Annotated in this window: 17 protein-coding genes and 1 pseudogene; 3 read left to right on the plus strand and 15 right to left on the minus strand. The window is 37.4% G+C overall.

The window, feature by feature from the left end; translation table 11 throughout:
• Nucleotides 1-189: 189 nt before the first annotated feature.
• The 6 genes from dnaB to BALCAV_RS16260 all read right to left on the minus strand — a co-directional run bounded on the left by dnaB (nucleotide 190) and on the right by BALCAV_RS16260 (nucleotide 6641).
• On the minus strand, nucleotides 190-1554 hold the full coding sequence (gene dnaB / locus BALCAV_RS16235) for a replicative DNA helicase (protein WP_003320535.1): 1365 nt from the start codon (nucleotides 1552-1554) through the stop codon (nucleotides 190-192).
• A gap of 48 nt (nucleotides 1555-1602) precedes the next feature.
• Entirely contained in the window at nucleotides 1603-2046 is a 444-nt protein-coding gene (rplI, locus tag BALCAV_RS16240; RefSeq protein WP_003320533.1) for a 50S ribosomal protein L9, read from the minus strand.
• A 1-nt stretch (nucleotide 2047) separates the two neighbouring features.
• Nucleotides 2048-4012, minus strand: coding sequence for a DHH family phosphoesterase (locus BALCAV_RS16245; protein WP_003320532.1), 1965 nt, complete (start codon nucleotides 4010-4012; stop codon nucleotides 2048-2050).
• An 11-nt stretch (nucleotides 4013-4023) separates the two neighbouring features.
• Nucleotides 4024-4959, minus strand: a complete 936-nt coding sequence (locus BALCAV_RS16250; protein WP_003320531.1) for a YybS family protein — start codon at nucleotides 4957-4959, stop codon at nucleotides 4024-4026.
• Nucleotides 4960-5360: 401 nt separating this feature from the next.
• Complete coding sequence (locus BALCAV_RS16255) at nucleotides 5361-6185, minus strand: DUF368 domain-containing protein (RefSeq protein ID WP_003320530.1); 825 nt, start codon at nucleotides 6183-6185, stop codon at nucleotides 5361-5363.
• A gap of 150 nt (nucleotides 6186-6335) precedes the next feature.
• A complete protein-coding gene (locus tag BALCAV_RS16260) occupies nucleotides 6336-6641 on the minus strand; it encodes an MGMT family protein (protein ID WP_003320529.1) in 306 nt (101 codons plus the stop codon).
• Between the two features lie 202 nt (nucleotides 6642-6843).
• Between BALCAV_RS16260 and ytvI the strand changes: the two genes are divergently transcribed.
• Nucleotides 6844-7980 carry a sporulation integral membrane protein YtvI gene (gene ytvI / locus BALCAV_RS16265; RefSeq protein ID WP_003320528.1) on the plus strand — a complete coding sequence of 379 codons (1137 nt, stop codon included), beginning with the start codon at nucleotides 6844-6846 and terminating at the stop codon, nucleotides 7978-7980.
• 45 nt (nucleotides 7981-8025) lie between these two features.
• Here ytvI and BALCAV_RS16270 read toward each other — a convergent pair whose 3' ends face one another.
• The 6 genes from BALCAV_RS16270 to BALCAV_RS16295 form a co-directional block, all read right to left on the minus strand.
• A complete protein-coding gene (locus BALCAV_RS16270) occupies nucleotides 8026-8640 on the minus strand; it encodes a response regulator transcription factor (RefSeq protein ID WP_003320527.1) in 615 nt (204 codons plus the stop codon).
• 4 nt (nucleotides 8641-8644) lie between these two features.
• Nucleotides 8645-9724, minus strand: coding sequence for a sensor histidine kinase (locus BALCAV_RS16275; protein ID WP_003320526.1), 1080 nt, complete (start codon nucleotides 9722-9724; stop codon nucleotides 8645-8647).
• 49 nt (nucleotides 9725-9773) lie between these two features.
• Entirely contained in the window at nucleotides 9774-10460 is a 687-nt protein-coding gene (locus BALCAV_RS16280; protein ID WP_003320525.1) for an ABC transporter permease, read from the minus strand.
• Nucleotides 10457-11188: an ABC transporter permease gene (locus BALCAV_RS16285; protein ID WP_003320523.1), complete on the minus strand. Its 732-nt coding sequence runs from the start codon at nucleotides 11186-11188 to the stop codon at nucleotides 10457-10459. The genes BALCAV_RS16280 and BALCAV_RS16285 overlap by 4 nt, the downstream gene beginning before the upstream one ends.
• Entirely contained in the window at nucleotides 11188-12132 is a 945-nt protein-coding gene (locus BALCAV_RS16290) for an ABC transporter ATP-binding protein (protein WP_003320522.1), read from the minus strand. Before BALCAV_RS16290 ends, BALCAV_RS16285 begins: the two co-directional genes overlap by 1 nt.
• A 382-nt stretch (nucleotides 12133-12514) precedes the next feature.
• Nucleotides 12515-14344, minus strand: coding sequence for a DNA ligase D (locus tag BALCAV_RS16295; RefSeq protein WP_003321557.1), 1830 nt, complete (start codon nucleotides 14342-14344; stop codon nucleotides 12515-12517).
• Between the two features lie 95 nt (nucleotides 14345-14439).
• On the opposite strand from BALCAV_RS16295, the gene ku reads away from it, so the two are divergent.
• Both ku and BALCAV_RS16305 read left to right on the plus strand, forming a co-directional pair.
• Nucleotides 14440-15270, plus strand: a complete 831-nt coding sequence (gene ku / locus BALCAV_RS16300) for a non-homologous end joining protein Ku (RefSeq protein ID WP_003321558.1) — start codon at nucleotides 14440-14442, stop codon at nucleotides 15268-15270.
• 566 nt (nucleotides 15271-15836) lie between these two features.
• Nucleotides 15837-16145: a hypothetical protein gene (locus tag BALCAV_RS16305; protein ID WP_003323848.1), complete on the plus strand. Its 309-nt coding sequence runs from the start codon at nucleotides 15837-15839 to the stop codon at nucleotides 16143-16145.
• A 76-nt stretch (nucleotides 16146-16221) separates the two neighbouring features.
• On the opposite strand, the gene BALCAV_RS16310 is transcribed toward BALCAV_RS16305, so the two are convergent.
• From BALCAV_RS16310 to BALCAV_RS22145, 3 genes and pseudogenes are all read right to left on the minus strand, one after another.
• Nucleotides 16222-18225: an alpha-amylase family glycosyl hydrolase gene (locus BALCAV_RS16310; RefSeq protein ID WP_003323849.1), complete on the minus strand. Its 2004-nt coding sequence runs from the start codon at nucleotides 18223-18225 to the stop codon at nucleotides 16222-16224.
• A 40-nt stretch (nucleotides 18226-18265) separates the two neighbouring features.
• Nucleotides 18266-20365 carry an alpha-amylase family glycosyl hydrolase gene (locus tag BALCAV_RS16315; protein WP_003323850.1) on the minus strand — a complete coding sequence of 700 codons (2100 nt, stop codon included), beginning with the start codon at nucleotides 20363-20365 and terminating at the stop codon, nucleotides 18266-18268.
• Nucleotides 20366-20756: 391 nt separating this feature from the next.
• A pseudogene (locus BALCAV_RS22145) lies at nucleotides 20757-20902 on the minus strand (IS5/IS1182 family transposase); the annotation flags it as partial.

Raw genomic sequence — 20902 nt, forward strand, 5'->3', positions numbered from 1 at the left:
TGCTCGGCTTTTTCATTACCTATTACACTTTTTTCGCACCCTAATTCCCCCAACTCACCTTTTTCATTACCAATCCCCACCAACAAAAAAGAACCATCTCAAATGGTCATAATAACCTTTTGAGACAGTCCTGCTCTCTAATCTAAATCTAGTCCATTTTCAGCGGTACTCTTAATAATACTCTCAAACTTAAGCTCCTGGTGGCATGTCTCTTTCGTCATGACGCCGGTCTAAATTTACGAATTTATTATATTCTTTTACGAATGCCAGTTCGACCGTCCCAACTGGACCGTTACGTTGTTTCGCGATAATAATCTCGATAATGTTTTGGTTTTCAGATTCTTTATCATAATAATCATCACGATATAAAAAGGCAACGATATCGGCATCTTGCTCGATACTTCCTGATTCCCTGATATCTGACATCATTGGACGTTTATCTTGCCTTGATTCTACCCCACGCGATAGCTGTGAAAGGGCAATAACCGGCACTTCTAACTCCCTCGCAATCCCCTTCAAGGTACGTGAAATCTCAGACACTTCCTGTTGTCGATTTTCGCCACTACGGCCATTTCCTTGAATGAGCTGCAAGTAGTCAATCATAATCATTCCCAGGCCACTTTCTTGTTTTAAACGGCGGCATTTCGCTCGAATTTCCCCGACTTTGATTCCAGGGGTATCATCAATATAAATACCAGCTTTTGCTAAGCTTCCCATGGCCATCGTTAGCTTTTGCCAATCCTCAGACGTCAAGGCTCCGGTTCTCATCCGTTGGGCATCGATATTGCCTTCTGCACACAGCATACGTTGCACAAGCTGACTCGCTCCCATCTCCAAACTAAAAATCGCAACATTTTCACTCGTCTTTGTGGCGACGTTTTGAGCGATATTTAAAGCAAAGGCTGTTTTACCAACAGAAGGTCTGGCCGCGACAATAATTAAATCGTTTCGCTGAAAGCCAGCTGTCATTTTATCAAGCTCAACAAAGCCGGTTGGAATCCCGGTAATATCGCCTTTTTGATTTTGAAGCATTTCAATGTTTTCATACGTTTCAACAAGCACGTCTTTGATGGAAACAAAAGCACTTGTATTTTTACGTTGAGCTACATCTAAAATCGTTTTTTCGGCATCATCTAAAATGGCATCCACTTCGTCTTCACTCGTGTATCCTTCTGCAGCAATATTGGTGGCCACCCGGATAAGACGTCTTAAAACCGATTTTTCTTCAACGATACGGCTATAGTACTCGACATTGGCGGCAGTAGGGACAGCATTTGCCAAATCAGCCAAATAAGCCATTCCACCAATGTCATCTAGCCATTTTCGGTCTTGGAGCTCTGAGGTCAACGTAACTAAGTCAACAGGTTCTCCTTTTTCGGCAAGATCAAGCATGATTTCATAGATTCGTTGATGAGCCGCTCGGTAAAAATCTTCTGGTTGTAAACGCTCAGATGCCGTAACAAGAGCCGTATCTTCTAAAAAGATCGCCCCTAATACAGCTTGCTCAGCTTCTATATTTTGCGGTGGTGTGCGGTCAGCAAATAAATCACTCATACTCGATTTTCCTTTCTTAGGAATCGCTCTGTTAACGATAATTTTCTCTTATTGTTCGACAACATGAACCTTAACAGTAGCAATAACCTCTGGGTGAATTTTAATTGGGACATTTGTATAGCCTAAAGAACGAATCGGATCATCAAGCAAAATTTTACGTTTATCTACTTTTAATTTCATAGAAGCTAATGTCTCCGCAATTTGTTTAGTTGAGACAGCTCCGAATAAACGGCCACCTTCACCTGATTTTGCCTTGATTGTCACTTCCGCTGCTTCTAACTTTGCTTTATACGCTTTCGCTTCCTCTAGCTCTTCTTCTGTCTTTTTTTGAGCACTTTTCTTTTTCGCCTCTAAATCTTTTACATTCGAGTTCGTTGCTTCTACTGCCAAGTTTTTTGGAAATAGGAAATTACGGGCATACCCTTCTGATACGTTTTTCACTTCGCCTTTTTTTCCTTTTCCTTTTACATCACTTAAGAATATGACTTTCACTTTAATTTCCCCCTTCTAATGTTTCGTCAATCACTTCTTGCAATTTTACTTTTGCTTCTTCTATTGTAACATTTTCTATTTGAGTAGCAGCATTTGTCAAATGGCCACCACCACCTAAATGTTCCATAATGAGTTGAACATTTACGCTCCCTAAAGAGCGTGCACTAATCGAGACACAGCCATCCGTACGGTTGGAGATAACAAAGGAGGCGTCGACCCCTTTCATCGTTAACAACGTATCCGCCGCTTGGGCAATCGTTACCTGATTAAATATATCATTCTCATCAGCCACAGCAATCGCATATCCTTGGCGATAATATTCCGTATTTTCGACCAGCTGTGCTCTTTTCACATAATGATCCAAATCTTCTTTTAACAAATTCTGAACAAGTGTCGTATCCGCCCCATTAGAACGTAAATAAGAGGCCGCATCAAAGGTTCTTGCTCCTGTACGATTTGAAAAACTTTTTGTATCAACAACAATTCCAGCTAAAAGAGCCGTCGCTTCTAAACGATCGAGCTTCAATTTCTTTGGTTGATATTCTAATAACTCTGTGACAAGCTCTGCTGTTGAGGAGGCATAAGGTTCCATATATACAAGAACAGGATCATTAATAAATTCCTCGCCACGGCGGTGATGATCAAGGACAACAATTCGCTCAACCCGCTCTAATAATTTCTCTTCAATCACCATACTTGGCTTATGTGTATCAACAATGACAAGTAATGTCTTTTCTGATATTTCCTCTAACGCTTCCTCTGGAGTAATAAATTGCGACCATAAATGATCATGAACTTCAATTTCCTCCATTAATCGTCCCACATCATGATTAACGTCGTTAGGGTCTAAAATCACATAGCCTTCCTTTTGGTTCACTTCCGCAATTTTTAACACACCTATCGCGGCACCTATCGCATCCATATCAGGATTTTTATGACCCATCACCATCACTTGATCACTATCTAAAACAAAATCACGTAACGCGTGCGAGATAACCCGTGCACGCACGCGCGTCCTTTTCTCGACCGCATTCGATTTTCCACCATAAAAACGGAACTTTCCATTTTTCTGCTTGATCGCGACTTGATCTCCACCTCGACCTAATGCTAAATCTAAGCTTGATTGAGCCAGTTGACCTAATTCGCGAATTGATGTATCCCCCGTACCAATTCCAATACTTAACGTCAGTGGGACTTTTTCTTTTCCTGAAATTTCACGAACTTGGTCTATAAGCTCAAATTTATTTTGTTCAATCTTTGTTAAAACTCGATGATTCATAATCGCAATAAACCGGTCTGAGGATGTTCGTCTGAGAAAAATATCATACTCCTGTCCCCAATTATTAACCGCTTGAGTGATTTGACTAACTAACTTACTCCGAACTTGTTCCTCTAATCCTTGAGTCACATCATCATAGTTATCAAGCAAAAGAAAGGCAACGACCGTTTGCGTGTTAACAAATAACTTTTTTGTTTCCTCTACTTCTGTTACATCAATAAAATAAAACAGGCGCTCATCTTGTTTTAACTGGACATGATAGAAACTTGAATTGATCGAGATAATCTCTTCCTCTAAATTCTCTTCAATCATCTCAACTAACTTTTCATGGACTTCTTGTAAATCTTCACCGATCGTCTCTTTATGGATAATCGAGCTTACAAACGGATTCATCCACTGAATTTTTAAATGCTCGTTATAAAGAAGCATTCCAACAGGTAGATTCAAAACCGCTTCTTCTCCAGCCTTTTGGACACGGTAAGAAAGAGTCGAAACATACTCTTCCATATCTTTGATAAACGCATCTTTGGCTTGCCAAGCATAAATCAATAGACCTACTAACAGAATGAAAGTAATAAGACCGAGCTTCCAATTATAAAATGTTACGATCCCTACTAATAATCCGGTGAAAATAAACAAGCCGATTACATGATATCCAGACAAGTGTCTCAGTAAGAACTTCGGCATATGGTCAGCTCCTATTTTTTCTTCTTATTCTTAATCCACGTTCGTAAATCAAAACCTAGATCAATAATCCCTAGAATTTTGACAATTTCCATTAATGGTGCAAAGAAAATACAAACAACGACAAGGACAATAGGCCACGATTTAGACTTATTGACGGTATAAAAATAGTTAAAAATAAAACTAAATCCTTGCACAATCATTACAAATCCAAGAAGAAAGTAAAGATTAGTAATGGCTAAAAACATCGTTGTTCCTTCTTCAAAACCAATCATGGAAAGAATCATCACGATTAAAAAATACCAAATAAAGGAACGTGGAAACTTCCACTCTCTAAAAGGTGGCATCTTCTTATACTTAAATCCGAGACGTTTAAGTACTATGTTACTTAAAGCAACCGTTATAACGGCTAAGGTAATCCCGCTCATCACTATCATCAGGGGAGCTAAATAAAGGAGCAAATCAGCCATTTGATACATTTGTTCAATCGCTTCTGTGTTCCCCATCGAACCTAAAGTCGACTTAACAAAGTCAATTTGTAAATACATTGAATCGCGACCAGCTGTCATTGGATCAATCCCAAATATTGCTGCACTAACGACATAAGCTATAACCATCACGGTCGTAAAGGTCAAACCAGCTCCCAGTATTTGAGAAAAACCACCTAAATTACGACGATAAATCTCTCCGATCACAAGACCGCTCGTTCCAAAAAATAAAGCGATTAATAACCCAAGTGGTCCGGTTAAAATAAGAGCTAAAAACATCGCCACAAGCCACGTAATTCCATTTGCTTTTAAGCCAGCCCGAACTCCAAATATAATAAAAGGTAATGGTAAAAACCATAAAAATAAAATTCCTAATATAGGGATAAATAATGTAGCTAAAAGAATAATTGAAAAAAGCGCCGCCATCATCGCTCCTTCAATTAACGTTCGTCGTCGTTCCACTCGTTCACCTCATTTTGCCAAACTCATAAATTTCAGCTTCTTCAAGTTGAAGATGTTCCAAGGTAAACTAAAGCATCCTCTTCCTAATAAAATACGCAAAAATGAACGCAATTATCGAAACATCTTTCACAGTTTTCCATATCTTTGTCTATTTTAGCTTATTTAAGTCTTAAGGGAAAGCGATCACCTATTATATAAAGTAAAAACCCCCATAATGGAGGTTCCCGACAATCGAAAAAATAGCTCATTTCTTTCCGTTCACAGCAGCGAAAACAAACATCGCCTTTATTCTTTTTTCCACCCGTTTTTTTGATATTACCTTAAGATGAAAATGGCTTCCTTTTACGCTCTTAAACAGCCGGTTGGGAGTGAAGCCTAAACAACCTATTTTATATTTTCACTTAAGCTGTCGCTTTTTTATTGACTTTCCCAAGTAAATAAGCGACCAAAAATCCAAAGATAAAAGTAACGATACAAATGCTGATTTCTACTAAAGTTGCTGGAATGCCAGGATAAACAACAAACAAAGAACCGGCAACTGCTCCAATCATGACCGCATAAGTTAAACTCTTATGATAATAGAAGAAATAACGAACGATTTTACTCGTGATTAACAACCCAAGTAAAACACCACAACCAACCGTAATTAAAATCGGCATATTAAAAGTTGAGACTGCCTCGATAATCGTGGCATAAACACCTAAAATTAAAAACACTAACGAGCCACTAATTCCTGGTAAGATCAGGGCTGTACTCGCAAGCCAACCAGATAAAAAGAGCAATACATATGTTTGCCACGTGAAAATTTCAATAATATTCCCTTTATCCTCACCAGCTAACGCCGTTAAGCCAACTAATGTTAAGGCAATCAAAAGCAAAATATAATGTTTGGCTCCAAATTCCTTTTTATAATCAACATCCCTTAATAGGGTAGGAACAATCGCCAAAACGAGACCCATAATAAAAAAGAACGTTGGATGTGGCTGATGTTCAATTAGCCACCCAATTGCACGTGCCGCAATTAATATCGCAGCCCCCATCCCTAGACCAATATTAATTAGAAACATGCAATGACGTTTCCACTCTCTTGTCGTAATTCCATTAATCGCTTCAATTAACCTTTCATATAAACCAATTAATAGAGCAACTGTCCCTCCACTTACACCAGGAATGACTTCAGTAAGTCCAATTAACATTCCTTTAAAAAAACGATCCAACTTAAACACAAACTCAAATCCTTCCTATCCTCATCTCTTCATTTCATCAAGCTTGTTTCACTTTACTAATAGTATCATTTTTTTTCTCAAAAAAGCATCGAGTTTTGTCAAAGATATTAAAAGAGAAAACACATGATTACTTTTTATTTGAGCGATATTTTACAAGTATTCAAACCAACTACATTTCCTTAAATCCACTTGCTCTTCTTTGATAAAAGGAACACCTTCTTTTTCAAGCAGCTCCCTTTGTGGAACACCTAAAAAGACTGATTCAGGTGGTAAAATCCCATCTTTTTTCACGACTCGGTGAGCAGGCACATCATCGGGTGCTTTACTTAAGGCCCAGCCGACCATACGAGCATGATGGGGAGCTTCCAAATAACGAGCAATTTGTCCATAAGTAGCAACTTCTCCCTTTGGTATCTGTTTCACCGTTTTATAAACCCGTTGAAAAAATGGCTCCATTTATTATCTCCCCCTCAAAATTAAACAATTTTCTGTGTATAAATCGACTGTAACTGCATGATGTTAATAATATACTAGAAAGAGACTAATATTCCTTAAGATTATAACTCACTATCCTTTTCATCTGCTCATTTAAACGTTATTATAAGATTATACTTATAGATATTTTTTCGTTTGATATAAATTGAAGGAGGCTTCTCTTTTGAAAAAGGTAATACCTATTAAACAAATCCTTAAAATTATAGGGATTGTCGCTTTTATTGTACTTGCTTTTGTCTATTTCTCTGCTCTAATGCCGATTTTATTTGCGATACTTGCGGCCTTAATTGTAGAACCCTTTGTACGGTTGCTCCAAAAGTGGTTTAAAAGCCAAAAACGGTTATTACCTGTTACAATTGTTTTTTTAACATTTCTCTTTATTAGTTCAACCATACTTTATTTTACAATTGCCCGAGTTTATAAATCCTTTTATGAATGGTCACTGCAAATCCCTCAATATGCACTAGAGCTTCAAAAATTTATTGATGACTTTATTATTGAGTTCAATTCATTGATTGCAGAATTCCCACAAGCAAATGTCATTATTCAAGAATTAGAGAACCAATCCGCCGGCTTATTCGATACCGCTGTCCGGATGACATCTCAGCTTGTAACAATGATCGGCACATGGTTACAGTCGATTCCGAATCTATTATTTGTCTCATTAATTTTCTTAATCACCTTTTTCTTAATCAGTCTTGATTTACCAAGATTGACTAAAATGTTTTTCCAACTATTTAAACCAGAAACGTCAACGAAGTTACAATACATTTCTCAAAAAATGGGGACGGTTTTTCTTGGTTATTGGAAGGCTCAATTTATCCTTTCTGTTGGTGTATTTATTGTTACATACATTTCATTACAATTTATCGCACCAGAACTTGCTCTATTTATGTCTTTCTTTATCTGGATAGTCGATATTATCCCACTTTATGTAGGGCCGGCTTTAATTTTAGTACCATGGGGTATTTTAGCGATGATTTTAGGGGCCTCTCAACAAGGGATACAATTAATGGTGTTAGCACTCGTTCTCCTTATCTTACGCCGAATTATTGAACCGAAAGTTTTAGGAGATTCGATTGGATTAGCCGCCTTACCAACTGTGCTATCTATGTACTTCGGGTTTATCTTTGGTGGGGTAATGGGGCTAATTGCCGGTCCATTCGTTTATATCGCCTTTAAATCAGCGATTGAAGCAGGCTTATTTACCTCTTCAAAAGAAGAACAACAAGAAGCCTCAGATAATGATGAACCTGATGACCCAACACCAGAAACGATTTCCGAAAAGCCAACTCTATAAACAAAAACTCCCCTTCTATTGTCATGATACATTAGGGGAGTTTTTTTATGGATGATTTTTTCTTTGCCAATAATGGATCGCTAATTGTGTTCGATCACGTAGTTCTAATTTATCTAAAATAATCGATAGGACATTCCTAACCGTTCCTTCACTTAAAAATAACTGCGTTGCAATTTCTTTATTTGATAATCCTTCCACAACAAGCTCGACAATTTCCGTTTCCCGTTCCGTTAATCCTTTGAAAATCTCTTGATCAGGTCGCATTAATGTTTGAAAAACATCACTTGCCAATACGGTTGAACCCGATTTTAAGGCCCGAATTTGTTCTGCCATATGATCAATTGATGTTGACTTCAATAAATAACCTTGGGCACCAGCTTTCAAAGCGAGCCGAATATTTCTTTCATCTTGAAAGGTCGTCAGCATCATGATTTGAATGTTTGGCCATTTTCGTTTGATTACTTTAGTACTTTCAATCCCATTCAGAACAGGCATTTGGATATCCATTAAAATAAGCTCAGGTTGCACATCTTCACAATACTGAACGGCTTCCTGACCATTACTGACAACCCCAAGAACCGTGAAGTCATTCTCCTTGTTTAATAACAATTGTAAACTTTGACAGACAAGCGGATCATCATCGACAATTAATATTCTCAAGACTCTAACTCCTCTCGATTGGTAGCACACAGACTAATAAGAAACCATTTGAACGATCGCTCGTCAAACTACCTTTCAACGTACGGGCACGAATTTGCAAACTTCTAATCCCACTTCCATTATTCTCTTTCCTTTGAACCGTACCATTATCTTGAATACGTAATCTTACAATCGTATCCGTTACATCTAATTCAACATCCGTTTTAGTCGCATTACTATGCCTTGCAACATTTGTTAAAGCTTCCTTTAAAATAGCCTCCAGCAAAACCCATACATGAACCGGAACCAGATCCAAATCGCCTACATAACGAAAACCTATCTTCAATGGTTTCGCCTCTTCAACAATTCGTTCTAATCTCTCAATCCCGATAAAAGTAACAGGCGTCATATTATGAACGGTGTCCCTAAGTCTCTTTGTACTCCGATGTAACCTTTCTTTTACTTGAGCGAGCATTTCTTTCGCCCTTTCTGGATCATCAACAAGTTCGTAAGCCTGGAGGGCCAATAAGGAGCCGGTTAGATCATGCCCTAAATGATCATGAAGCTCTCGCGAAATTCGGTTACGCTCTTTTACTTCGGCCGCTTGGGCCACCTCACTATGGGCTTCTAACAGATCGAGCTTCACTTGCTCTAGCTCATATCGGCTCCTTCGCTCATTATCAACCTCTAATAAGGACTCTCTACGATTTTTAATCGCATAGAAGGCAAACGCTCCAAAAAAGAGCGATTGTAGTAAGTACCAAAAGAGGCTGCCAGTTAAATCACCTAATACTAGAGCAATCAATCCAATAGGAAATACAAATAACCATTTCCCTTTTAGAAAAGCTTCAAATAAAGGCATTGAAAGCCCAAAAACAAAAGCAGGGTAAGAAATGATAAAAACCAAACACATCACTATATCTATACTAACCGTCCATACAGGCATCAAATAGCGATAACGTAAACAAACCATAATCGCTAGTAAGATAATTAAAAGAAAACCCTCGATCCCATACTCCCCTACATACCAAAGATGTGTAAGAACTAATAAATTTAGAAATCGCCATCCATTTACAAACCAAATGGGGTCCTCCAATTTTTCCATCTCACACATCTCCTCTCGAAAAAAGTTATTCACATGTGGATAACTTTTTTTATTGGATCCTTCTTATACTACCTAATATTAAAAAGATAACCGCGTATAATATAAGCATACCATTAACTAACAGAAAATCGCTCAAATCTTCTCCGATTACAATCCAATTTAACCCTTCCATTAGCCAATAAGTCGGGAAAATTACCGCTAACCTTGCTAACACATCCGGCATCATTTCGATCGGAATTAACAAGCCCCCCAATAAAGCGAATAAACTAATCATTGAGATAAAAATCAGAAAAGAAGTCTCTTTACTACGAAAAAAGGAGATCCAAGCTAACGCAAAAGCTAAAGCCATTAAACTAAAGGAAAGGAATAACCCAAATAATAAAAATGGCTGATAGAGCTCTTGCCCATAAATCAGTCCACCATAAACAACTACAAAACTTTGAATGACCATAATGATAAAATAAGCAAGTAAATTTTGTGACAAATACTGAAAATGAGTGATCGGGGCAACTGCTAACCTTTTCACAACTCCTCTAGTACGATCTTCAAGAATAATACTCGTTAAACGCATACTAACAAACAGAATTAAAATCCCAAAATACTGATAACCAAAAGGCAAAAGTGGCCAATATTCAGCTGCTGGTAAAAAGATACAAACAACGGGCGCTAACATTAAAAACAACATATTGGTTTTGTTTGAAAAGCTTCTCTTTAAGGCATACTGAAAAATCGTCACTTTATTTTTCTCCTTCCGATCAAAAACATGATCATAAATGTCACAACAATTGCTCCTATTAAGATAAGGACATTAAACCATGCCTCACTTCCATTCCCCATTTGCTGATACCAAATCGCTTCTGCCGATAAAACGAGCGGATTTATATACGTATTAACAAAGGTAAAGAAAGCATGATCGGGCATCGGGAAAAACAAACCAGCCAAAACAATAAATCCAACTCCATAAACCTCACTTAATCTCTCAGCAATTTTGTAGTTTTTGACCGAAAAAACAAAGATTAAGCAAATAATGCTAGATAAAATCGCCATTAACGAGATGACAAATACAGCCCACAACCAACTTCCCCAGTTCACTCCTAATACGAGCTCGCTGTAAATAACTAAAATAAGACCGAGGATAATGGAATAGAGCGTTCCACACATTGAGATTGAAAAAGCGTACATCGTCCGATTAAACGGTAAGACCTGTATACGCTCCTTTCGTTCTGAGAAGAAATCGGGGTGTATATAAGCCATCACAACCACTCCTCCAAAAAACTGAAAAGCAAGTGTCATTAAGATAGCTGATTCATTAATGATAGGTACGCCTGTTTCGGTTGTTGTACCTTTAAAGATAAAAGCAAAGACGGTAATTAATACTAATGGGACAACCAATAAAAGCAATAAGGAAATATAATCTCGTAATAACCTTAAAGCCGTATAAGGTACAGTGGAAAGAACTCGCATTAGCTCTCCCCCCCATCTCTTAACTTTTTCCCTGTTAATGTTAGGAAAACATCCTCCAAGTTCGGTTTGTCTGCTTGAATACCTATGATCCCAACATGTTCTTTAACAATGGACAAAATCCGGTCAAAATGCCCTGCACCAGCTGTAGAAATAACATGAATTTCGTTTCCAATCGTTGTGACTTGTTTAACTCCAGCTAAACCTTTAATTTGCTCCAATGGTACTTGTTCTGCATTGATGACTTCAATTTTTATTTTCTCTTCATGCTGAATGTTTTTAATTAACTCCTGCACTGTTCCTTCTGTAATAATTTGTCCTTGGTCCATAATCACAACTCTTGACGCAATCGCTTCGACTTCTTCCATATAATGAGTCGTATATAAAATCGTCGTCCCTCGTCTTTTTAATTCCCTAACTGCTTCTAAAATATGATTTCTCGATTGTGGATCAATTCCAACAGTTGGTTCATCCATAATCAAAAATTGAGGATGGTGGGTCAGGGCACAGGCAATATTTAAACGACGTTGCATCCCTCCCGAAAACTTAGTAGGAAGTTCTTTTGCATGTTCCGTCAAACCAACAAATTCCAACGCTTCCTCGACTCTTTTTTTACGTAACTCCCCTTTTATTCCGTAAACACCGGCAAAGAAGTTAAGATTCTCCTTAGCCGTTAATTCAGGGAAAACGGTAATTTCTTGTGTCACAAGCCCTAACTTTTCTTTATTTTTATTTTTAAAAGGCTGCTTCTCTTCATCAAAAAGCACAATCGTTCCTTGGTCAATTGGAACCATGCCCGTTAGGCTTTTAATAAGTGTTGTTTTACCAGCCCCGTTTGGTCCAAGTAACCCTATAATTTCGCCTTTTTGTATCTCTAAGTCAATATAATCCAACACCACTTTAGAACCATATCTTTTCACAATTCCTTGCATCGAAGCAATCGTCATTACAATCACCCTTTTCTTTATTGATTACCTTAAGTATGACAAGAAAGGGATATTGACAATAGTTACATTTGTCATCGAAATGTGCGGGAGGGCTTTTCATGACTAGTTATCGGTTATTCATACCTTAATCCCGCACAGCTCGGCTTTTTATTACCTATTCCGATTTATTCGCACCCTAATTCCGCCCATTTCAAGTTTTCATTACCTATTCATGCTTATTCGCACTTTAATTCCGCCAACTCTGCTTTTTCATTACCTATTCCCACTTATTCACACCTAATTCCGCTCATTTCAAGTTTTCATTACCTATTCATGCTTATTCGCACCTTAATTCCGCACTTCTCCCATTTTCAACCTATCCTCACTTATCTACACTCACTGCTTACCTCCTTTTCCTTTGCTCTTTTAATACGATTAATTGTTCGATCACAGTTTGAAAGTTTTCCTTTTGTTCTTCTAGCTCACTCCGAAATGTGCGAAATGGATCCCCGTCACTTCGAATACGCTCTAAGACGTATTGAACGGTAAATAAATTCGGATTTAAATTATCATCGACCTCATCCCAATATAAAGGAGTCGCAATTAACCCTCGCTCATGACCACGGGGCGAGTAAGGAGCTATAATCGTTTTCCCTTGATCATGTTGCAAATAATCAATATACAAGCGTCCGTTTCGATTTTTCTTTAATCGCTCCAACGTAAATAACTCTGGATTTTGCTCACAAATATATTCACTCACAAACTCACAAAATAATCTTGTCTCTCGATAAGTGAATATCTCTTCTGGCAAAGGCAAATACAGTTGGATTCCCTTATTGCCAGACGTTTTCACAAAAGCATTAAGAGAGAACTGCTCAAAAACTTCTTTCATTTTTTTTGCTGCTGTTATCGCAAGTGAAAACTCATTCACACTAGGTGGATCGAGATCAAAGACAATCTCGCTTGGTTTTATTTGGTCTTTTTGTTGAAAGGGAATATGGAATTCCAATGCCAATTGATTGCCAAGCCATAGCAAGGTCTCAAGATCATTACAAAGAATATACTCAATCTCCTCCACGTTAAAAGTTTGAACAAACTCAGGAGCATAATCGGGACAGTTTTTTTGATAAAAGGCCTCACTATTCGCCCCATGTGGGTAACGTATCGTCGTTAATAGTCGGTCATTCAAAAATGGCAATAGATAAGGAAACATGTATTGCAAATAAGATAAATAGTCCTCTTTTAAAAGCTCTAATTTTGGCCATACCGGTTTATTTTCCCTTGTTACCTTTACTTGTTCTGGAAAAGGAGTAAGCTGTCTTTGCATGGTCTGCCACGTACACTCTTCAGGTACTTCTTCTAACAAAAACGAGTCAAATAATGGCTCCCGTAAATGTTTGCCATCAAATCCAATACAGCCGACCTTGACACAAATTGAAGGCGGTAGTTGCCATACTTCCTTTTGAATGAGCTCACCATTTTTTTGAAAAAGAGTCGACAATGTCCTCTTTTCTTCATTTGACATCCCATGTGAAAAGTTAACTACCTCAACTAATCTATCCCCTTTATAAACAACGCCTTTAAAATAGCCATTTTGTTTCTCATAACTCGTCACAATAACATGAACAAATCGATAATTTTTATATTTTAACCACTCTTGTGAGCGCATTTGCGTATATATGCTCTTCTTCTTTTTGGCAACAATTCCTTCACTAAAGTGAGCTTTCATAACTTGTGTAATCTCATCTAAATCGTTAAAGGTTTGAGTTAACTGCAAAACTTTTTGCTGTCCGATCGAACTAAAAAAAGCCGAAAGTTCTTTTTTTCGCACCGTTAAAGACTTCTCTTCAAGAGAAAGTCCTTTTTTTTCTAAAAAATCAAATGCCAAAAACTGAGTAGGCAATCGTTCGGAAAATTTCCTTATTTGACTTTTTGTTCTCAACTTTCCCCTTCGCTGTACAATTTTGAAATCACTATGATAAGGATTTATTAAATAAACGAGCTCCCCATCTAAAATGAGTGGCAAAAAAGCTTTGATTTGTTCATACATCCGTTCACTATCTTTAATAATTTCAGGAAACATCGGAGACAGGTCGTTTCCATTTCGGCTTAATAAACGGGGGATTTCCTCTTTCCATTCAAATAAACAACGAAAACCATCATATTTAATTTCATAAAGCCAATCATCACCAATCGGCAATTCCGTAGTTGTCGTTAATAGCATTGGTTTCAATTAAATCTCACCTATTCTTTTTATTACTAGCTTTTACTTGTGATACATAAATTATGAAGTTCTTCAACATATTAAGAAGAAAAGTAGGTGCCAACATGCATACAGTTTGGAAAGGTAGTATTAGCTTTGGTCTCGTAAACATTCCGATTAAACTTCATACAGCAACAGAAAATAAAGACATTAAACTAAGACAACTTCACAAAAAATGTCACACTCCAATAAATTATCAAAAGGTTTGTCCAGACTGTGAGGAAGAAGTTCAGAATGAAGATATCGTCAAAGCATATGAATATGCCAAAAATAAATTTGTTGTTTTGGATCAGGAGGAATTGGAACAATTAAAAAAAGAACAAGAAGATAAAGCCGTCGAAATCATTGACTTTGTGAAATTAGAAGAGATTGATCCGATATATTTCGAAAAAAGCTATTTTCTTGCTCCTGATAGTGGTGGCGGAAAAGCGTATGGTTTATTACGAGCTGCTCTTGAAGAGTCAGGGAAAATTGGGATCGCAAAAATTATCATTCGTTCAAAGGAACAATTAGCGATTGTCAGAGTCTATAAAAACGGATTAATGATGGAAACGATTCATTTTCCAGACGAAGTACGAAATATCGAGGATGTTCCCAATTTACCTGAAGAACAAAAAATCGTAAAAAAAGAATTAGATGCTGCTCTTCTTTTAGTCGAACAATTAACGACTACATTTGATCCTGATAAGTATCATGATGAATATCGAACCGCCTTAATGGAATTAATTGAAGAAAAGAAAACAGGGAAGAAAACCGTTACCCATACAGACAAAAAACAAACTGAATCAAATGTGACCGATATTATGTCTGCCTTGCAAGCATCCATTGATAAAACCAAAAAGAAAAAACCAGCCGCAAAAAAGAAAACAACAACAAAAGCCAAAAAGAATGCTTAATTTGTCTTACTCGGCCAGCGGAATGCCCTACGCATTCCGCTGGCTCCGCTTTGGTCAAAGAAAAAACTACTGAAGCCATATTCGAACCGTAATTAGGAGAATTCATGATTTTCATTACGTATTCCCCGTTTTTCGTACCTTAATTAAAGCAACCCTCGACTTTCATTACCTATTACCTCTTATTCGTACCGTAATTAACGCAACCCTCCATTTTCATTACCTATTCCCTGTTATTCGTACCCTAATTAAGGCAACCCTCCATTTTCATTACCAATCCCCTGTTATTCGTACCCTAATTAAGGCAATCCTCCATTTTCATTACCAATCCCCCGTTATTCGTACCCTAATTAAGAGAATCCTCCTGTTTCATTACCAATTACCGTTCTCTTTTAGTCGTATGAGCGTTTTATATGGTTTGAGGTTTATTGCCTCAGTTCTCAGTTCTACTTCTTTTTGCCTCCCCTTAAAATATTGGAAATTCCTGCGTCTGATTCCTGCATTCATCCATAGAAACGTCTCAAAGTCTCTTTTATACTAAAAGATAGACAAATTAAAGGGTGATTGAAATGAATCAAGAACAATTTAAAAATAAATTAAATGAATTCCTAAATGACTCCAATCATTTAAGTGATATCATGGTTCAATATTTAAAATGGAATGCTCAACAAAACTATGAAACCAACACGTTACAGTGGCTATATTCCAATGTGACGTTAGTTGCTTCTCTCGAAAATAAGCATGTAGAAAGCGTCTTAGCATCTGAACTTGAAAATAGACATTCCTATTATGACGTCATTAACCTCATTAAAAGTGAAGAAGAAATAGCTTCATTTAATCAATTCACTAATGTGGTTCCTTTGTTTTGTACGAGTTAACATAGATTATTCCTCTCAAAAAAAAAGACTTCGCAAAAGGTTTTCTGACCTTTTGCGAAGTCTTGAAGAAATTTTATTATTGGTCTGCCCAACGTTCAATGGTTACCTCAAAAACATGGTCATCCTCTTCAAATGTATAGATGCGGTTTTGTGTTTGACGTTCTCCTATTAAATCAACACCTTCACTATTTTGTTCCCGTTTCGACCAATCGCCTCTTGTAAACTTATACTCTACCATTTCAAAAGGTCGACCTTCGATAGTAATTTCATAATGATCACCAACAGGCTCTAAAATCATATCTGGATCGGCTTCATTCCATCCATTAAATTCTCCAACAAGATAAATGTCTTCTCCCTCTGGAGTATTTTCCGGCAAGGTGACTTTAAAAGTGACGGAATAATCTTCATCAGGAATTTCCACTACTACTTCCTCTACTGGTAAAATCCCTTTAGCAGAATGAAGGATAATCGTTTGGTACGGAGCAATGGTCACTGCATCTCCACTGCTATATTCTGAATGGGACCATAGCTCTTGCACATCGTCTACGATCACATCAACCGTTTTCTGCTCATTTCGTTGATTATGAATGACCGTTAATTGATAATTTTCCTCGTCAGAATGAACGGTATATCCATATAATCCAAGGTCCGTCTCAAAGGATTGATATTCTCCTGTAAACAGCATTGGATTTTCGGTTCGAATTTGAATTAGTTTTTTATAATGTTCATACATACTCTCTGCTTGGCCTTGTTGTTCTTCCAGAGAGATTCCATCATTTGGATGAGTAAATTGACTTGGATGGAAGAAGTGCTCATCCATGACCGTCATTCCCTCCCCTTCAGCTGCTGCATACCATTGGAAAGGCTCGCGACGATTATCATCTGGTCGTTGTCCTTCTTGCCCTAATTCATCACCATAATAAATAAATGGCGTTCCCGGTAAAGTAAATAAAAGACTTGCTGCTAATTTTGCTTGTTCTTCACTACCAAGACGGGTCATAACACGATCCATATCGTGATTGCCAATCATCGTTGAATCAATAGCAGGTGCCTCTCCTCTACTGTTTGAAAAACGCTCATAACGGTTATGAGTATCATTTAATTCTGCAACAATATCAACTGTCATTCCATTCGCCATTCCAATAATCTCTTCTGTTAAAACAAAGTTAAAATTAGACTCTAACGCACTATAATAGAAACTAATATCCTCCGAACTGTGGTACCATGTCTCACCTACAATAAAAGCTTGAGGGTTTTCAGATTTAACATGTGTATTAAATTCACGCCACCACTCAATCGTTTTATTTCGGTCATCGTAAATATCGGCTACTGCGTCAATTCGGAAACCATCGACCCCTTTATCTAACCAAAAACTCGCCATTTGTTTAATTTCCTCACGGACGGCCGGATTATCATAATTTAAATCAGGCATGTCGACATTAAAGTGTCCGGAATAGATTTGACCATCTACTTCATGCCAACCTTGTTCTCCATTAGGCTCTTCCCCATTATAAGATTCATGATTATCCCAAATATAATAATCACGATATTCACTATCTGGATTAGCTAAAGCCTCTTGAAACCACTCATGCTCATCAGATGTATGATTCACGACAAAATCAATAATCACCTTTAAATCTCGCTCATGTGCTGCATTCAAAAAACTCTCAAATTCCTCCATCGTGCCATAGTCTGGTTCAACCCCATAATAATCGGTCACATCATAACCATGGTAAGACTTAGAATCCTTCATCGGCATTAACCAAATCGCATTAGCCCCTAACTCTTCCACATAGGAGAGCTGTTGTTTGAGACCAGCAAAATCACCGATCCCATCTCCATCTCCATCAAAAAAGCTGCGGACAAAGATTTGATAAAAAATCGCTTCCTTTGCCCAATGGTAGTCTTGCTCTAAATCAGCTAAAGCAATAATCCCCTCTTTCTCAACGTTTTTTTCCTCTTTCTCGTCTACTTCTTCGGCTTCCTCCACATCGATATTTGCATCATCCGTCGGAGAACAAGCAAACAAAAAGAGACAAAATGTTGATAGAAAAAGAAACATCATCATTTTTTTAAACATCTTTTTACCTCCATGCGATATTTATTCGTCGACCATATACTTATTGATTGTAATTCACTTCTACGATTCCAGTAGAATTTTCTGGTGTTCTATAGATATGGTTGCCTCCACTTTCCCAGCTTACATTTCCATTTTGATCTTTCATAATATATTTGTACTCTATATCTTGATTAGCAGGTACACTCACATCATAATACCAAGTGGGATATGAGTATAAAACTTGATTAAACATAGGACCAATTGCTTTATCAGGATCCCAGCTCCCTAATTCAGGTACATTACCAACTAAGTACAGATTTTCACCAACAGACGTTTCGGCTTGATTCACGACAAATCTTACAGATGTTTGTGAACCAGTTAATAATTCAAACGGATAACCATTACTGCTTTCACCTGAGTTAGTCGTTACAGTTATACTATTTTTTCCACCATTATGCACAGGTAGTTCGGCTATAATTGTCTCGTCATTCCAAGACAATACATTCATAGTTGAACCCGCAAAAGAAACATTCCCCATACTATTTCCAAAACCTGAACCATCGATCCTCACTTCATCTCCTGGTTTCCCAATAGGAGGACCAATTTGACCAATTTCCGGTGCTACATTCTGACCATTTGAGTATTGCCAAACACTTACTTCACCTGGGGCTAACAAAAAGGGCTGAACAGACCCATCTTGTGCGACGGTTATCGATTGCCCGTCTAAAAGACCTGACAGCTCATCTTCATATAATTGAGAAGGCATATCCGTTACCAAACTACTAATCTGATAAGAGCGGTTTAAGTTTCGGTTCACAGCAATAAGTGCATATTCTCCATTAAATGAACGTTCATAAATGAATACATCTTCATTTATCCATCGTTCCGTCGTATCCCCATAAGCAATCGCCCTATTTTCTTGCCGCAGTGATGAAAGGCGTTGAATGATTTGATAGGCAACTGTCGATTGATCAAATGTATTCATCATTTTCCGATTATCTGGGTCCCCATCACCTGTCATATAAATTTCCGTACCATAATAAATCGTTGGGACTCCTCGAGATGTTAACAAAAGGGCTAACCCTAAATCTGTTGAACGCGTTGAGTGACCACTTCTAGAAAAACGATCAATATCATGATTATCGATAAAGGTAACTTGATCTTGCGGTTTATCGTAAACGCTTTCAGTTTCTCGCAACACTGTTTCCAAATCATACATCGTTCCATCGTTATTTCTTAACACATCTTGGACGACTTGTGCGTAACGAAAATCTAGTGCACTCATCCCGCTATTATTAATAAAATAATGATACTCATCACTTCCACTGGCACCTGTAAACCATTCTCCAAATGTAAAGACAGGATTATAATCATAGATCGAGCTAACAAAATTCTTTTGCCACCCTACTGGCATATGTGCTACCGCATCTACTCGAATTCCATCAATTCCTAAATCTAACCACATTTGAATCGCTTCTTTTAAATACCGATCAATAAATGAATTTTGCTGGTTTAGACTAGCTAAATCATAAAGATTTCGATAAATACTGTCTTCATAACTGGAGAAATCCGAACCACCATTTGTATAAAAATAATCCTCATTATCATTGGAATAATGACCAACTAAACGGCCATTATCATATAACGCTCCATCCTCAATATCGACAGGAGATGTATGGTTAGGAACAAAATCGATGATTACTTTTATATCATAGTTATGGGCTGTTTCAATTAATCTCGAAAAATCTGCCAAACTACCAAAAGCAGGATTTGTTCGTTTAAAATCTCTGCCCCAATAACCATGATAAGAAGCAAAACCTCCTGGATGAAGCTCCATTACGTTTTCAATTGGTGGCGAAATCCAAATAGCCGTTATGCCCATATCCGGTAAATACCCGTCCTCGATCTTTTCGATAATCCCTTGCCAGTCCCCACCACAATATTTGGTTAAATCCAGACAACCTGTACTAAACAAAGCTCCCTCAGGATTATTAGTTGGGTCACCATCATAAAAACGATCTGTAACAATTTGATAAATAATCTCTTCTGCATAATTAACATTGTCTAAGTTTTCATTTGCCTCTGTATACTCTGGGTTAACGATAACTAGAAAGCTAATCAAAAATAAAACCACAAGTGAAAAAGAAAGCCTTCGAATCATTCTCACACCATCCTTTGATTCAGTTTTTGTAAAAGCGATCTGTTGTTACTTCATTCATAACACTTAATTTATAAATACGTAATTCCCTCCTTTATCGAAGTTTAATTATGCAATCGTTTGCTCTAGTAATCGCTTTCAAACCAATTTAAACATTGATTCTCTCAATTGTAAATACTTTACTTTAATATAAACCAATTGTTTACATAGTTCGTCCAAATGACCTACGTTTGCACAAATTTCGCAATGAACGTCTTTTTCATTTGATAATAAGAATATTAACTTGAAACGGATAATGAGAGTGTTATTTAATGAACCCCCTTTAAACTTAAGTCCCTATATGGAGATTTGTGATATCATGGTGCCAAGAGACAATATATTACGAAAAATGAGGGGCAAAATGTTGGTCAAATCCTTCTAAAACGGACTCATTTTTCTTATTGTAAGCAATGATAGACTGAGCACCCATTCGATGAATTTGTTCGTAAATCGCTGGATAGTCATACCCTGCATCAAGAGTACTAAAAGAAATCGGAAGAA

This window comes from Alkalihalobacillus alcalophilus ATCC 27647 = CGMCC 1.3604 (assembly GCF_000292245.2).
Lineage (GTDB): Bacteria > Bacillota > Bacilli > Bacillales > Bacillaceae_D > Alkalihalobacillus > Alkalihalobacillus alcalophilus.

Coding starts and splice junctions, on each gene's coding strand:
- ku (WP_003321558.1), top strand. CDS start 14,440: ATGCATACAGTTTGGAAAGGTAGTATTAGCTTTGGTCTCGTAAACATT.
- dnaB (WP_003320535.1), bottom strand. CDS start 1,554: ATGAGTGATTTATTTGCTGACCGCACACCACCGCAAAATATAGAAGCT.
- BALCAV_RS16275 (WP_003320526.1), bottom strand. CDS start 9,724: ATGGAAAAATTGGAGGACCCCATTTGGTTTGTAAATGGATGGCGATTT.
- BALCAV_RS16290 (WP_003320522.1), bottom strand. CDS start 12,132: ATGACGATTGCTTCGATGCAAGGAATTGTGAAAAGATATGGTTCTAAA.
- BALCAV_RS16310 (WP_003323849.1), bottom strand. CDS start 18,225: ATGTTTAAAAAAATGATGATGTTTCTTTTTCTATCAACATTTTGTCTC.
- BALCAV_RS16305 (WP_003323848.1), top strand. CDS start 15,837: ATGAATCAAGAACAATTTAAAAATAAATTAAATGAATTCCTAAATGAC.
- BALCAV_RS16315 (WP_003323850.1), bottom strand. CDS start 20,365: ATGATTCGAAGGCTTTCTTTTTCACTTGTGGTTTTATTTTTGATTAGC.
- BALCAV_RS16260 (WP_003320529.1), bottom strand. CDS start 6,641: ATGGAGCCATTTTTTCAACGGGTTTATAAAACGGTGAAACAGATACCA.
- BALCAV_RS16245 (WP_003320532.1), bottom strand. CDS start 4,012: ATGCCGAAGTTCTTACTGAGACACTTGTCTGGATATCATGTAATCGGC.
- BALCAV_RS16285 (WP_003320523.1), bottom strand. CDS start 11,188: ATGCGAGTTCTTTCCACTGTACCTTATACGGCTTTAAGGTTATTACGA.